At 69.8% G+C, this 14,966-nt stretch carries 13 protein-coding genes; 1 reads left to right on the plus strand and 12 read right to left on the minus strand.

Annotated elements, in window-relative coordinates:
- Position 1: 1 nt before the first annotated feature.
- The 5 genes from bioD to CAP38_RS11130 are packed head-to-tail and all read right to left on the minus strand — an operon-like array spanning position 2 to position 5,675.
- The gene (gene bioD, locus CAP38_RS11110; protein WP_086121483.1) at positions 2-703 is read right to left on the minus strand and encodes a dethiobiotin synthase; all 702 of its coding nucleotides are present in this window, start codon (positions 701-703) and stop codon (positions 2-4) included.
- Positions 700-1,944: an 8-amino-7-oxononanoate synthase gene (locus tag CAP38_RS11115; protein WP_086121484.1), complete on the minus strand. Its 1,245-nt coding sequence runs from the start codon at positions 1,942-1,944 to the stop codon at positions 700-702. Before CAP38_RS11115 ends, bioD begins: the two co-directional genes overlap by 4 nt.
- Positions 1,934-3,256 carry an adenosylmethionine--8-amino-7-oxononanoate transaminase gene (gene bioA / locus CAP38_RS11120; protein WP_086121485.1) on the minus strand — a complete coding sequence of 441 codons (1,323 nt, stop codon included), beginning with the start codon at positions 3,254-3,256 and terminating at the stop codon, positions 1,934-1,936. Before bioA ends, CAP38_RS11115 begins: the two co-directional genes overlap by 11 nt.
- Positions 3,253-4,059 carry an enoyl-CoA hydratase/isomerase family protein gene (locus CAP38_RS11125; protein ID WP_086121708.1) on the minus strand — a complete coding sequence of 269 codons (807 nt, stop codon included), beginning with the start codon at positions 4,057-4,059 and terminating at the stop codon, positions 3,253-3,255. Before CAP38_RS11125 ends, bioA begins: the two co-directional genes overlap by 4 nt.
- 8 nt (positions 4,060-4,067) lie before the next feature.
- Complete coding sequence (locus tag CAP38_RS11130) at positions 4,068-5,675, minus strand: carboxyl transferase domain-containing protein (RefSeq protein ID WP_086121486.1); 1,608 nt, start codon at positions 5,673-5,675, stop codon at positions 4,068-4,070.
- Positions 5,676-5,787: 112 nt separating this feature from the next.
- Between CAP38_RS11130 and CAP38_RS11135 the strand changes: the two genes are divergently transcribed.
- Positions 5,788-6,828, plus strand: coding sequence for an AraC family transcriptional regulator (locus CAP38_RS11135; protein WP_086121487.1), 1,041 nt, complete (start codon positions 5,788-5,790; stop codon positions 6,826-6,828).
- A gap of 10 nt (positions 6,829-6,838) precedes the next feature.
- Here the strand turns inward: CAP38_RS11135 and CAP38_RS11140 are convergent, their stop codons facing one another.
- The 7 genes from CAP38_RS11140 to aceK are packed head-to-tail and all read right to left on the minus strand — an operon-like array spanning position 6,839 to position 14,966.
- Complete coding sequence (locus CAP38_RS11140) at positions 6,839-7,492, minus strand: HAD family phosphatase (RefSeq protein WP_086121488.1); 654 nt, start codon at positions 7,490-7,492, stop codon at positions 6,839-6,841.
- 20 nt (positions 7,493-7,512) lie between these two features.
- Positions 7,513-7,896, minus strand: a complete 384-nt coding sequence (locus CAP38_RS11145) for a YchJ family protein (RefSeq protein WP_373271414.1) — start codon at positions 7,894-7,896, stop codon at positions 7,513-7,515.
- A 16-nt stretch (positions 7,897-7,912) separates the two neighbouring features.
- The gene (locus tag CAP38_RS11150; protein ID WP_086121490.1) at positions 7,913-9,373 is read right to left on the minus strand and encodes a TrkH family potassium uptake protein; all 1,461 of its coding nucleotides are present in this window, start codon (positions 9,371-9,373) and stop codon (positions 7,913-7,915) included.
- 4 nt (positions 9,374-9,377) lie between these two features.
- On the minus strand, positions 9,378-10,769 hold the full coding sequence (trkA, locus tag CAP38_RS11155) for a Trk system potassium transporter TrkA (protein WP_086121491.1): 1,392 nt from the start codon (positions 10,767-10,769) through the stop codon (positions 9,378-9,380).
- A gap of 37 nt (positions 10,770-10,806) precedes the next feature.
- Positions 10,807-11,937: an acyl-CoA dehydrogenase family protein gene (locus CAP38_RS11160; RefSeq protein WP_086121492.1), complete on the minus strand. Its 1,131-nt coding sequence runs from the start codon at positions 11,935-11,937 to the stop codon at positions 10,807-10,809.
- A 14-nt stretch (positions 11,938-11,951) separates the two neighbouring features.
- Positions 11,952-13,133: an acetyl-CoA C-acyltransferase gene (locus CAP38_RS11165; RefSeq protein WP_086121493.1), complete on the minus strand. Its 1,182-nt coding sequence runs from the start codon at positions 13,131-13,133 to the stop codon at positions 11,952-11,954.
- A 30-nt stretch (positions 13,134-13,163) separates the two neighbouring features.
- The gene (aceK, locus tag CAP38_RS11170) at positions 13,164-14,966 is read right to left on the minus strand and encodes a bifunctional isocitrate dehydrogenase kinase/phosphatase (protein ID WP_086121494.1); all 1,803 of its coding nucleotides are present in this window, start codon (positions 14,964-14,966) and stop codon (positions 13,164-13,166) included.

A 14,966-nucleotide genomic window follows, 5' to 3' on the forward strand; every position in this document is an offset into this window, starting at 1 on the left:
GTCAGGTCTCCGGGATCGGGTTCAAGTGGACGGCCACGGCCGCCGGTGTGGGGTCGGCCAGGCGCGGCACCACGCCCCAGCAAGGCGCGGGCAGGCCTTGGCGCAGGGCATCGAGGTTGTCGGCCAGGTGCGGCATGGCCGGGTCCAGCGTGTTGCCGACCCAGCCGGCCAGCTGCAGGCCCCGGGCGCGGATGGCCTCGGCCGTGAGCAGCGCATGGTTGATGCAGCCCAGCCGCAGCCCCACCACCAGCACCACCGGCAGGGCCAGGTCGACCGCCAGATCGGCCGTGTCCCAGCCCGGCACCAGCGGCACCCGGAAGCCGCCCACGCCCTCGACCACCAGGGCCTCGGTGCGCGCGGCCAGCCGGTGGATGGCGGACCGCACCGCCGCGGGGTCGATGGGCCGGCCTTCGATGGCGGCGGCGATGTGCGGCGCGCACGCGGTGCGCCACTGGAAGGGGCCGACCTCGGCCTCGCTCAGGCCCAGGTCCTGCGCGCCGTGCAGGTGGCGCACATCGTCGTTGAACCAGCGGCCCTGTGCGTCCTGCTGCTGGCCGGCCGCCAGCGGCTTGATGGCCGCCGCCCGCAGGCCCTGGCGGCGGAAGGCATGGACCAGCCCGCCGCTGACGCAGGTCTTGCCGATCTCGGTGTCGGTGCCGGTGACGAAGCAGCCCCGCAGCACGGCAATGGGCGACGGGCTCATGCGCCGGCTCCTTCGGTTTCGGTCTGCTGTGCCTCGGCGGCCGAGTCGCGCAGCACCCGCAGCAGGCGCTCCACATCGGCCTCGGTGTGGCTGGCGCACAGGGTGATGCGCAGGCGGGCGGTGCCGGCCGGCACGGTGGGCGGGCGGATGCCCGGCACCCGGATGCCGGCCTGTTCCAGCCGCGCGGCCAGGCGCATGGCCTCGGCATTGGCACCCACGACCAGGGGCTGGATGGGCGTGCTGCTGCCGGTCAGGCGCCAGGGCAGTTCGGGGTGCTGCTGCAGCAGGCGGGTCAGGCCGGCACGCAGCTGCTCGCAGCGGGCCTGCAGGTCGTGCCGGCGGCGCTGGCCCTCGGGTCCGGCCAGCAACTCCAGCGCGGTGAGCAGGGCATGCTCGATGGCCGGCGGCGAGGCGGTGGAGAAGATGTAGTTGCGCGACTTCTGCAGCAGGTGGTCGGTGACGGCCTGATGGGCCACCACGAAGGCGCCGGCCAGACCGGCCGACTTGCCCAGCGTGCCCACCAGCACCAGCCGGCGGCTGTTCAGGCCGAAGTGTTCGATGCAGCCCAGTCCGCGCTGCCCCAGCACGCCCAGACCGTGGGCATCGTCCACCAGCAGCAGGGCATCGAAGGCGTCGGCCAGCGCCAGCAGCCCGGGCAGCGGGGCCACATCGCCGTCCATGCTGAACACACCGTCGGTGACGATGAGCTTGCGCGGCGCGGTGCTGGCCTGCAGCCGCTGCGCCAGCGCCGCGACATCGCCGTGCGGGTACACGGTCACCCGCGCCCGGGCCAGCCGCGCCCCGTCGATCAGGGAGGCATGGTTGAGCGCGTCGCAGAACAGCTCCACGTCGGCATCGCCCAGCGCGGTGACCACGCCCAGGTTGGCCATGTAGCCGGTGCAGAAACCCAGCGCGCGGGGCTGCGGCAGGTGCGGGGCATAGGCGCGGGCCAGCCACTGGGCCACGGCCTCGTGCGCCTGGCTGTGGCCGCTCACCAGCGGCGATGCGCCCGAGCCACCGCCCCAGCGGCGCGCGCCGTCCACCAGCGCATCGGCCAGCGCCGGGTGGGCGGCCAGTCCCAGGTAGTCGTTGCTGCAGAACATGAGCAGCTCGCGCACGGCGCCGCCGGCCGTGGCCACCGGCTGGTGCGGCGCGGTGCCGCCGTGGGCCACGCGCAACTGGCGCAACAGGTCTTGCGCGGCGAGCTGTTCGCGGGTGGCGCGGAAATGGTCAAACCACATCGTTCAGGGTCCGGGTGACGGCCTGCGCCAGCCAGGCGGCGGTGGGCGGGTCGATCAGGTAGGGCGGCATCAGGTACACGCTGCGGCCGATGGGGCGGATCAGCAGTTCGTGCGCGCGGGCGGCCAGGTGGAAGCGTTCGGCAAAGCCGTCGGCCGCACCCGGCACATCGAAGGCCAGGATGGTGCCGCGCTGGCGCAGGTGGTGCACCCGGTCGTCCCGGGCCAGCGGCGCAAAGGCATCGGCCAGCCACTGCGCCTGCAGGGCGTTCTGGGCTTCCTGGCCGGCATCGAACCGGTCCAGCACCGCCAGGGCCGCCGCGCAGGCCGCCGGGTTGCCGGTGTAGGAATGCGAATGCAGGAAGCCGCGCGTGGTGTCCTCGGACCAGAAGGCCTCGAACACCGCGTCGGTGGTGAGCACCAGCGACAGCGGCAGCGTGCCGCCGGTGATGCCCTTGGACAGCAGGATGAAGTCGGGCCAGTCGGCCGGGGTGGCGGGCTCGGTGTGCTGCCAGGCGAAGAAGCGGCCGGTGCGGCCGCAGCCCACCGCGATCTCGTCGGCGATCAGGTGCACGTCATGGCGGGTGCACAGGGAGCGCAGCTGGCGCAGGTAGTCGGGCGAGTGCATCACCATGCCGGCGGCACCCTGCACCAGCGGCTCGACGATGACCGCCGCCAGCGTGTCGGCGTGCGCCGTCAGGCAGTCTTCGATGGCCCGCAGGGCCTCGGCTTCGTTGCCCCGGCGGCTGTCGGGCGCGTCCACCGTGTGGGCGCGCATGAGCAGCGGGTCGTAGGCATCGCGGAACACGGCCACGTCGGTCACGGCGAGTGCCCCGATGGTCTCGCCGTGGTAGCTGTGGCGCAGGCAGACGAAGTGGCGCTTGTCGGTCCGGCCCCGGTTGCGCCAGCTGTGAAAGCTCTGCTTGAGCGCGATCTCGACCGCGCTCGCCCCGTCGCTGCCGAAGGAGCAGTGGCCCAGCGCACCGCCGGTGCGGGCCGACAGGCGCTCGGCGAGAACCACTGCCGGCTCGTGGGTGCAGCCGGCCAGCATCACATGCGGCAGGGTGTTCAGCTGCGCGGTGATGGCGGCATTGATGGCGGGGTCGGCATGGCCGAACAGGTTGACCCACCAGGAGCTGATGGCATCGAAATAGCGGCGGCCTTCGTGGTCGTGCAGCCAGGCGCCCTGCCCGCGCGCAATGGCCAGCGGCGGCGTGCGCTCAGCCCGCGCCATCTGGGTGCAGGGGTGCCACACGCTGGCCAGGCTGCGCTGCTGCCAGTGGGCGTTGGGCGACAGGTCGCTGGGCGCGTTCATGCCGGGGTGATCCAGGCCGGGCTGCGCTTGCCCAGGAAGGACTGCACGCCTTCGCGGCCTTCCTGGCTGGCGCGGATGTCGGCAATGCGCCGCGCCGTCTCGGCGCGCAGGGCGTCGTCCAGCGGGGCGCCGGCCACGTCGCGCACCAGCTGCTTGCAGGCCCGCACCGCCTGCGGGCCGTTGGCCACCAGCGCGTCCACGATACCGGCCACGGTGGCGTCCAGCGCCTCGTGCTCCACCAGCTCGTGCACGAAGCCCAGCGCGTGGGCGCGTTCGGCGCTGAAGCGCTCGGCGGTGGTCATGTAGCGGCGCGAGGCCTGGGCACCCAGGGCGCGGATCACGTACGGGCTGATGGTGGCCGGCAGCAGGCCCAGCCGCGCTTCCGACAGGCAGAAGGTGACCCCGCGCGCGGCCACCACCACGTCGCAGATGGACGCCAGGCCCATGCCGCCGGCGTAACAGTCGCCCTGGATGCGGCCCACCACCGGCACCGGGCAGTCGTCCAGCAGCTGGAGCATGTCGGCCAGGCGCTGGGCGTCGGCCCGGTTCTGGTCCCAGTTGAAGCCGGCCATGGTCTTCATCCAGTTCAGGTCGGCGCCGGCACAGAAGGCCTTGCCATGCGCGCCCAGCACCACCACCCGCAGGTCAGGGTCGCGGGACAGCGCGGCAAAGGTGTCGGAGAGGGTGGTGATGACCTCGTCGTTGAAAGCGTTGCGCACATCCGGCCGGTTGAGCCAGACATGGGCCACGTGCGGGCGCGGGCGGGTGAGTTCGATGACGGGAGGGGCGATGACCTGGGACATGTTCAACCTCACATGCGGAAGACGCCGAATTTCGGCTCGCCGATCGGGGCGTTCTGCGCCGCCGACAGGGCCAGGGCCAGCACCCGTCGGGTGTCGGCCGGGTCGATCACGCCGTCGTCCCACAGCCGGGCGCTGGCGTAGTAGGGGTGCGACTGGTGCGCGAACTGGTCGAGCAGCGGCTGCTTGAAGGCGGCCTCGTCCTCGGCACTCCAGGTGCCGCCCTTGGCCTCGATGCCGTCGCGCTTGACGGTGGCCAGCACGCTGGCCGCCTGCTCGCCGCCCATGACGCTGATGCGGGCGTTGGGCCACATCCACAGGAAGCGCGGGCTGTAGGCGCGGCCGCACATGCCGTAATTGCCCGCGCCGTAGCTGCCGCCGATGATCACGGTGAACTTGGGCACCTGCGCGGTGGCGACCGCCGTGACCATCTTGGCGCCGTGGCGGGCAATGCCTTCGTTCTCGACCTTGCGGCCCACCATGAAGCCGGTGATGTTCTGCAGGAACAGGAGCGGCACCTTGCGCTGGCAGCACAGCTCGATGAAGTGCGCGCCCTTCTGTGCGCTCTCGGAGAACAGCACGCCGTTGTTGGCCACGATGCCGATCGGCATGCCCTCGATGTGGGCAAAGCCGCATACCAGGGTGGCGCCGAAGCGCGGTTTGAATTCGTGGAACTCCGACCCGTCCACCAGCCGGGCGATGATCTCGCGCACGTCGAAGGGCTTGCGGGTGTCGACCGGGATCACGCCGTACAGCTCCTCGGCATCGAACAGCGGGGCACGCGGCTCGCGCAGGGCGGCGGTGACTTCCTTGCGGTGGTTGAGCGAGGCCACGATCTGGCGCGCCAGCGCAATGGCGTCGGCATCGTCCTGGGCCAGGTGGTCGGCCACGCCCGATAGGCGGGTGTGCACGTCGCCACCACCCAGGTCTTCGGCCGTCACCACCTCGCCGGTGGCGGCCTTCACCAGCGGCGGACCGCCCAGGAAGATGGTGCCCTGGTTCTTCACGATGATGGTCTCGTCGCTCATGGCCGGCACATAGGCACCGCCGGCGGTGCACGAGCCCATGACCACCGCGATCTGCGCGATGCCCTGCGCGCTCATGTTGGCCTGGTTGTAGAAGATGCGGCCGAAGTGGTCGCGGTCGGGGAAGACCTCGTCCTGGTTGGGCAGGTTGGCGCCGCCCGAGTCCACCAGGTAGATGCAGGGCAGGTGGTTCTGCTGGGCCACTTCCTGCGCCCGCAGGTGCTTCTTGACCGTCATGGGGTAGTAGGTGCCGCCCTTCACCGTGGCGTCGTTGCAGACCACCATGCAGTCCACCCCGCTGACCCGGCCGATGCCGGCGATCACGCCGGCGCAGGGCGCGTCGCCGTTGTACATGCCGTGCGCCGCCAGCGGCGAGAGCTCCAGGAAGGGCGTGCCGGGGTCGAGCAGCAGCTGCACCCGGTCGCGCGGCAGCAGCTTGCCGCGCCCGGTGTGGCGGGCCCGGGCCACCTCGCCACCGCCCAGGGCGGCGGCCTCGATCTGGCGCCGCAGATCGTCCACCGCGGCGCGCATGGCCTGGGCATTGGCCTGGAAGTCGGCGGATCGGGGGTTGAGCTGGGAGGTCAGGATCGGCATGGCAGGCGCTCGGGGATGCGGGGTGCGGAATTGTGGAGGATAGCCATCGCGTCCACCGCCGGGGTGCCAGACAGGTTGCATATCGTGCCACTCTTGGGCACACTGCCGGCCCATGAGCGAGACCCCTGATCCGCTGCTCCGCGGCCCTGCCTTGACGCCTGTTTCTCTGGTGCGGGCCATGGTGCTGGCGTACCGGCAGCGCGGCATGGATCCTGCCGCTGCACTGGACTCGGCCCTGATCGATGCCGACCGCCTGGACGACCCGGCCGGGCGCATCACCGCGGCGCAGATGGAACGGGTGTCGGAAGCCGCCATGCGCGAGCTGGACGACGAGGCGCTGGGCTGCTTTGCCCGGCCCCTGCCCTGGGGCAGCTACGGCATGCTGGCGCGCGCCTCGCTCTCGGCGCCCACACTGGGGCTGGCCCTCAGGCGCTGGTGCCGCCACCACGGCCTGATCGCCCCCGACGCCACGCTGGCACTGGAGGCGCAAGGCCCGCAGGCCCGCATCACCCTGACCCTGCACCGCCCGCCCGGCCCCATGGACGAACTCTGCGTGGTCTCGGTGCTGCGCAACATCCACGGGCTGGCCAGCTGGTATGCCGACTCCCGCATCCCGCTGCGCCAGGCGCTCTTCCCCTATCCGGCACCCGAGCATGTGGCGGCCTATGCCGCACTGTTCGAGGCGCCGGCCCGCTTCGGTGAACCCGCCGGTGCGCTGGTGTTCGATGCCCAGTACCTCAACCTGCCCATGCGGCGCGACGAGGCCGCCATGAACCAGCTGCTGCAGCGCGCCCTGCCCCTGACCGTGCGCTCGTTCCGGCGCGACCGCCTGCTGGTGCAGCGGGTGCGGCAGGCGCTGGCCGATCACCCGGCCGACACCCACAGCGCCGAGGGCCTGGCCGCCCTGCTGCACACCTCGGTGCGCAGCCTGCACCGCCAGCTGCAGGCCGAAGGCGCCTCGCTGCAGGCGCTCAAGGACGAGGTGCGGCTGCAGCGCGCCAGCGAGCTGCTGCTGCGCACCAACCGCCCGATCAAGCAGGTGGCCGAGGCGGCCGGCTTTCGCAACGAGAAGAGCTTTGCCCGCGCCTTCCGCGCCTGGACCGGGCGCAGCCCCTCCGAATGGCGGCAGCCGTCCGGGACACCGGCGGCCTGAAGCCGGCGCCTCAGGCCGCCGGCCAGAGCGCCGGCAGATCCCCCATGTGGTGGAACACCCGGTGCACCGGCATGCGGGCAAAGGCACGGCCGTCGCCATGCGGGCAGTAGCCCCACACCGTGGCGCCGGCCGCCAGACCGGCCTGCGCGCCGGTGCCGGTGTCCTCGATCACCAGGCAGCGGCGCGGGTCCACGCCCAGATGGGCGGCGGCGGCCAGGTACACATCGGGGGCGGGCTTGGAGCGCGGCAGGTCGTGCCCGCTGAAGATGCGTTCGCCAAAAAACGGCGCCATGCCCACCTGCTGCAGCTGCATCACCACCTTGGCCTTGTCGGCACCCGAGGCGCAGGCAATGCGGCCACCCACCAGGGCGTGCAGATGGGCCACGGCCTCCAGCGCGCCCGCGATCACCTGCAACTCGGCCTGCAGGCGCTGGTTGCGCCGCTCGTAGAAGGCGCGCATCCAGTCCTCGGTGAGGGGCCGGCCGGTCTCGGCCTCGATGCGGGCGCGTTCGTCGCGCACCGCCTTGCCGATGAAGATGCGCTCGCACTCGGCCTGGGACAGTGCCCAGCCGGCCTCGTTCAGCATCTCGCGCAGCACGCCGTTGGTGATGGGCTCGCTGTCCACCAGCACACCGTCGCAATCGAACAGCACCGCATCGAACATGGTCGGCAACGTGAAAGGTTTCAGTTCAGGATGTCGCCATCCAAATAAAGCCAGCGCCCTTCCTGCCGTTTGAAGCGGCTGCGCTCGTGCAGGCGCTGGCCACGCCCCTGGATGCGCGAGCGGGCCACGAATTCGACTTCGGCGGTGTCCGGCCCGGTGATGCGGTGGCCGCGCACCTCCAGCCCCAGCCAGCGCACAGCGGGGTCGAGCGCCAGATCGGCCGGACGGTGGTCAGGATGCCAGGTGGCGCGCAGGTAGGCCACATCGCCCCGCACGAAGGCGCTGTAGCGGGAGCGCATGAGCGATTCGGCATCAGGGGCCGGCACGCCGGTGCCGATGTGGCGGCCACAGCAGTCGGCCCAGGCGGCACGGCCGCAGGGGCAGGCTTCAGAGGGGGCACGCAGCTTCACCATCCGACCGTCAACGCCGCCAGAAATGGCCGGTGAACAGCACCAGCACGGTCAGCAGTTCCAGCCGGCCCAGCAGCATGGCGAAGGTCAGCACCCAGATCTGGAAATCGTTGAGCACGCCGAAGTTGCTCGAGGGACCCACCAGCCCCAGGCCCGGGCCGATGTTGTTGACCGTGGCCACCACCGCCGAGAACGCGGTGACGATGTCCAGCCCGGTGAACAGCAGCAGCATGGTCAGGCCCATGGTGGTGGCACCGTAGATCAGCATGAAGCCCAGCACCGAGGTCATGACCGACATGGGCATCACGGCACCGCCCAGCGTCACCGGGTTGACCACGCGCGGGTGGATGATGCGCACCAGTTCGCGCCGCGCCTGCTTGACCAGCAGCACCATGCGGACCATCTTGATGCCGCCGCCGGTGGAGCCGGCACACGACGCAAAGCAGCCCAGGAACATCATGAACACCGGCGCGAACACCGGCCACTGGGCGTAGTCGGTGGAGGCATAGCCGGTGGTGGTGGCCAGCGACACCACATGGAAGGCGCTGGTGCGCAGCGCCTCGGGCACCGAGTCGACCACACCGTGCACCGCCAGCAGCACGGCGACGATCAGCACCGACACCGCCAGCACCACCAGATAGGTTCGGATCTCGCGGTCGCCGGTGATCACGCGCAGCGAGCGGGTGCGCAGCACCACGAAGTAGCGCACGAAGCTGATGCCGGCCAGCGCCATGAAGACGGTGGCCACCAGCTCGATCTCGGGGGAATCGAAATGCCCGAAGCTGGCGTCGTACGACGAGAAACCGCCCAGGCCCATGGTGGTGCACATGTGCATGAAGGCATCGGCCCAGCCCATGCCGGCCCAGCGGTAGGCCAGCATGCACAGCACCGAGAACAGCACGTACACGCCCCATAGGCCGCGCGCCGTCTCGGCGATGCGCGGGGTGAATTTGGTGTCCTTCATGGGGCCGGGCGTCTCGGCCTTGTAGAGCTGCACGCCGCCCAGACCCAGCAGCGGCAGGATGGCCACCACCAGCAGCATGATGCCCAGGCCGCCCACCAGCTGCAGGAAGCAGCGCCAGATGTTCACCGACACCGGCAGGTCGTCCAGGCCCGACAGCGCCGTGGCACCGGTGGCGGTGAGCGCGCTCATGGCCTCGAAGTAGGCACGCGCCCAGTCGATGCCGGGCACGGTGAACATCAGCGGCAGGGCCGCGAAGGCCGGCAGCACCACCCACACCAGGTTGACCAGCAGGAAGCCGTCGCGGGCCTGCAGTTCGCGCCGGAAGCGCCGGGTGTAGCGCCACAGCAGCAGGCCGCACAGCAGGTTGAGCACCAGGCCGCCGGCCCACACCGCCACATGGTGGTGGCCATCGAGGAACCAGGCCCAGCCCAGCGGCACCAGCCAGGCGGGCGCGAAGGCCAGCAGGATGCGCGAGAAGACCGAGAGGACCGGCAGCAGGGTGTACATGCGGTCAGCCAAAGAAGGTGGCACTGACCTGGAACAGCTTCTCCACCTCGCGCACCTGCCGCTTGTTGGGGATGAAGATGATGATGTGGTCGTCCGGCTCGATCAGGGTGTCGTGGTGCGGCATGAGCACCTCCGACTTGCGGCCCTCGCCGCGCACGATGGCACCGATGCGGGTGCCCTGCGGCAGCCGGATCTCCTCCACCCGGCGGCCCACCAGCTTGCTGGTCTTCACGTCGCCCCGGGCGATGCCCTCCAGCGCCTCGGCGGCGCCCCGGCGCAGGCTGTGCACCGCCGCCACGTCGCCGCGCCGCAGGTGGGTGAGCAGTTCGCCGATCACCGTCTGCGAGGGCGAGATGGCGATGTCGATGGTGCTGCCCTGCATCATGTCGGCATAGGCCCGGCGGTTGATGAGCGCCATGACCCGGTTGGCGCCCAGGCGCTTGGCCAGCATGGAGGACATGATGTTGTCCTCGTCGTCGCTGGTGAGGGCCAGGAACATGTCCATCTCGCCCACGTTCTCGTCCAGCAGCAGGTCTTCATCCGCCCCGTCGCCGTTGAGGATGAGCATGCTCGACGGCAGCTGGCTGGCCAGGTATTCGCAGCGGCGCTTGTCGCGCTCGATGATCTTGACCTCGCACTGCCCGGCCAGGCTGCGCGCCAGCCGCAGGCCGACCTTGCCGCCGCCGGCGATCATGACCCGCTGCACCGGCTTGTCGATGTTGTGGATGGCGCCCAGCACGTAACGGATCTTCTGGGTGTCGGCCAGCACGAACACCTCGTCGCCGGCCAGGATGCGGGTGTCCGGCCGGGCCTCGATCTCGGTGTCCTGCCGGTAGAGCGCCACCACCCGCATCTCGCACTGGGGAAAGCGCTGGCGGAACTCGCCGATGGTGTGCCCCACCAGGGCCCCGCCGTGGGCGGCCCGCACCGCGATCAGGCTGGCCCGGCCATCGGCGAACTCCAGCACCTGCAGCGCCTCGGGGTAGCTGATGAGCTGGTGGATGTAGCGGGTGACCGAGGCCTCGGGGCAGATCACATGGTCCACCGCAAAGCCCGACTTGCCCAGCAGGGCATCGCCCTCGACGAACTCGGGCGAACGCAGGCGGGCGATGGTGCTGGGGATGTTGAACACATCGTGCGCCACCTTGCAGACCACCAGGTTGGTGTCGTCGTTGGCGGCGCAGGCGATCACCATGTCGGCGTCCTTGGCGCCGGCCTCCTTGAGCACCGAGGGCTGTATGCCGTTGCCCACCACGCCGCGCAGGTCCAGCCGGTCTTCCAGCAGGCGCAGCCGGGCGGCATCCATGTCGACCATGGTGATGTCGTTCTGCTCCGACACCAGGCTCTCGGCCACGCTTTCGCCCACGCGCCCGGCCCCGAGGATGATGATGTTCATGGGACGCGATGGTACCTGCCGCGCCGGCGGCAGGCCCTCAGGCCAGGGCGCGCTGGATCAGGATCTTCTGCACGTCGGAGGTGCCTTCGTAGATCTGGCAGACGCGCACGTCGCGCCAGATCCGCTCCACCGGAAAGTCGCTCACATAGCCGTAACCGCCGTGCACCTGGATGGCGTCGCTGCAGACGCGTTCGGCCATCTCGCTGGCGAACAGCTTGGCCATGGCGGCCTCCTTCAGGCAGGGCTGGCCGGCGTCGCGCAGGGCGGCGGCGTGCAGGGTGAGTGCGCGCGCCGCCTCGATCTGCGTGGCCATCTCGGCCAGCCGGAAACCCACCGCCTGGTGGTTGAAAATGGGCTGGCCAAAGCTCTCGCGCTGCTTGGCGTAGGTCACGGCGCAATCAAAGGCGCTGCGCGCCATGCCGATGCTCTGTGCCGCAATGCCGATGCGCCCGCCTTCAAGTGCCGACAGGGCGATCTTGTAGCCCTCGCCCTCGGCACCGATCAGGTTCTCGGCCGGCACATGGCAGTTCTCGAAATTGATCTGTGCCGTGTCGCTGCTGTGCTGGCCGACCTTGTCCTCCAGCCGGGCCACCTGGTAGCCCGGTGTGTCGGTGGGCACGATGAAGGCGCTCATGCCGCGCTTGCCGGCGGCCTTGTCGGTCACCGCGATCACGATGGCCACCTGACCGTGGCGACCGCTGGTGATGAACTGCTTGACGCCGTTGATGACATAGCCGTCGCCGGTGCGGGTGGCCGTGGTGCGCAGGGCCGAGGCGTCCGACCCCACATGCGGCTCGGTCAGGCAGAAGGCGCCCAGCATCCGGCCCTGGGCCAGCGGCCGCAGCCAGCGCTCCTGCTGCTGGGCATTGCCGTAGCGCATGAGGATGGCATTGACCGGGCAGTTGGTCACGCTGATGGCGGTGCTGGTGCCGCCGTCGCCGGCGGCGATTTCTTCCAGCACCACGGCCAGGGTCACATAGTTCAGCCCGGCACCGCCCAGCTCTTCAGGCACGCAGATGCCGTAGGCCCCCAGCTCGGCCAGGCCCTTGTGGGCCTCGACCGGGAAGTGGTGCTCGCGGTCCCACCTGGCCGCGTTCGGCCACAGCTGTTCCTGGGCAAAGGCGCGCACCGCGTCGAGGATCATGATCTGGTCGTCGGTCAGCAGCATGGCGCGGGTCCGGGTTACAGGAGTTCGATGGCCATGGCGGTGGCTTCACCACCACCGATGCACAGCGTGGCCACGCCCCGCTTGCCGCCACGGGCTTTCAGCGCATGGATGAGCGTGACCAGGATGCGCGCGCCGCTGGCGCCGATGGGGTGGCCCAGGGCGCAGGCGCCGCCGTTGACGTTGACGCGCTCGTGCGGCACCTTGAGCTCGGCCATGAGGGCCATGGGCACCACCGCAAAGGCCTCGTTCACTTCCCACAGGTCCACGTCGGCCACGCTCCAGCCGGTGGCCTGCAGCAGCTTCTGGGTGGCGAACACCGGCGCGGTGGTGAACCAGTTCGGCTCCTGCGCATGGGTGGTGTGGCCGACGATGCGGGCCAGCGGCTTCGCGCCCAGGGCCTGGGCGGTGGAGGCGCGGGCCAGCACCAGGGCGGCGGCGCCGTCGTTGATGGAGGAGCTGCTGGCGGCGGTGATGGTGCCGTCCTTCTTGAAGGCGGGCTTGAGCGCCGGAATCTTGTCCAGCTTGACCTTGCCCGGGCCTTCGTCGATGGACACCACGCGCTCGCCGCTGCGGTCCTTGACGGTGACCGGGGTGATCTCGGCGGCGAAGGCGCCGCTGTCGGTGGCGGCCTTGGCGCGCTGCACCGACGCAATGGCAAAGGCGTCCTGCTGCTCGCGGGTGAACTGGTACTTGGCGGCGCAGTCCTCACCAAAGGTGCCCATGCTGCGGCCGGGCTCGTAGGCGTCTTCCAGGCCGTCGAGCATCATGTGGTCGAAGATGCGGTCGTGGCCCATGCGGTAGCCACCGCGGCCTTTGAGCATGAGGTAAGGGGCATTGGTCATGCTCTCCATGCCGCCGGCCACCATCACGCGGGCGCTGCCGGCCATGAGCATGTCGTGGGCCAGCATGGCGGCCTTCATGCCCGAGCCGCACATCTTGGACAGGGTCACCGCGCCGGCCGAGAGCGGCAGTCCGCCCTTGAGGGCGGCCTGGCGCGCCGGGGCCTGGCCCTGACCGGCCATCAGGCAGTTGCCGAACAGCACCTCGTTCACCTCGGCCGGCGCCACGCCGGCGCGCTCCACGGCGGCCTTGATGGCGGCACCGCCCAGGTCGTGCGCGGACAAGGGACTGAAATCGCCCTGGAAGGCGCCCATGGGCGTGCGGGCGGCACCGAGGATGACGACGGGATCGGACATGGAGAACTCCTTGCGAAACAGGTGGGGGAATCAGAGCGCGCGCAGACGGCGGTCGCGCTCGTAAGGAAAGACGTCGTGCACATGGCCCGCCTGGATGCGTTCCTTGTGCGACTGCCAGAAGGCCACGTCCAGCAGGTCGCCGTGGTGGCGCATGAACACCTCGCGCACCGCCGGATTGCCCAGCAGGAAGGGGCCGAAGGTTTCCGGGAACACATCGTTCTTCGCGACCGAATACCAGACCTCGCCGGACATCTCGTCGTCCTCGTTGCGGGGAGCGGGCACGCGGCGGAAGTTGCAGTCGGTGATGTACTCGATCTCGTCGTAGTCGTAGAACACCACCTTGCCGTGGCGGGTGATGCCGAAGTTCTTCCACAGCATGTCGCCGGGGAAGATGTTGGCCGCCACCAGGTCCTTGATGGCGTTGCCGTACTCCAGCACCGCGCGCTCGAGCTGGCCGCGCGCGTGGGCATCGTCCGGGTTGGCCTGCAGCGCATCGAAAGCCTCCTGCAGGTAGATGTTGAGCGGGATCATGCGCCGCTCGATGTAGACGTGCTTGAGGATGACCTCGGTGGTGCCGTCACCGTCGCGGTCAGAGATCTCGATCTGGCTGGGCGCGAACTTCTGGATCTCGGCGATCAGCTCGTCGGTGAAGCGGTCGCGCGGGAAGCCCACCTCGGAGAACTCCAGCGTGTCGGCCATGCGGCCCACCCGGTCGTGCTGCTTGACCAGCAGGTACTTGTCGCGGATCTGCTCGCGGGTGGTGTCCTTCTGCGGCGGGTAGAAGTCCTTGATGACCTTGAACACGAACGGGAAGCTCGGCAGGTCGAACACCAGCATCACCATGCCCTTGATGCCGGGGGCGATGCGGAACTTGTCGGTGCTGTGCCGCATGTGGAAGAGGAAGTCGCGGTAGAACAGCGTCTTGCCCTGCTTGGCCAGCCCGAGGGCGTTGTAGAACTCGGCGCGCGGCTTGCGCGGCATCATGCTGCGCAGGAACTGCACGTACGCGCTGGGGATCTCCATGTCGACCATGAAGTAGGCGCGCGCAAAGCTGAACAGGATCAGCAGGTCGTCCTCGCCGAACAGCGCGGCGTCGATCACCAGCTTGTCGTCGCGGTTGTGCAGCACCGGCAGCGCGAACGGCACTTCCTGGAAGCCGTTGATGATCTTGCCGACGATGTAGGCGCCCTTGTTGCGGAAGAACAGGCTGGAGAGCACCTGGAACTGGAAGTTGGCGCGCAGCTTCACATGGTCGAAGTGCCGCTTCATGGCGGTGAGCACCAGCCGCGCGTCTCGCTCGATGTCGTCGAAGGGCACCGTCAGGCCGAAATCCTGGATCAGCCGCAGCACCTCGGCCTCCATGGTCTCGGCCGTGGGGTAGTAGCAGCGGTAGGTCGGGCGCGCGGTGGGTTCCTCGTTCTCGATGTACTCGGTGGATACGGCCGGGCGCACGAAGATGAAGTCGTTCTGGAAGTACGCCCGCTGCAGGATCTTGGTGGTGACCGAGTTGAAGAAGGTCTCGGCCAGTTCGGGCTGGTGGTGGTTCACCAGCAGGCCGATGTAGTGCAGCTTGACCTGTTCCCACACGTCCATGGGCTGGTCGCCGGCATCGAACTCCTTGATCAGCCGCCGCACGCATTCCATGACGCGCAGGTCGTAGAACTCGATGCGCTCGCGCTGGGCCCGCTGCTGACCGCGCCAGTCGCGCGTCTCGAACCGGTGCTTGGCCCGGGCCGATTCGGTGCGGAACAGCCGGTAGTGGCGGTTGAAGCCGTCCATCATGGCCTTGGCGATGTCGTAGGCCAGCCGGGAGTCGAGTTGCTGCGGGAACAT

Source organism: Hydrogenophaga sp. IBVHS2, from assembly GCF_002127215.1.
Classification (GTDB): domain Bacteria; phylum Pseudomonadota; class Gammaproteobacteria; order Burkholderiales; family Burkholderiaceae_C; genus Hydrogenophaga.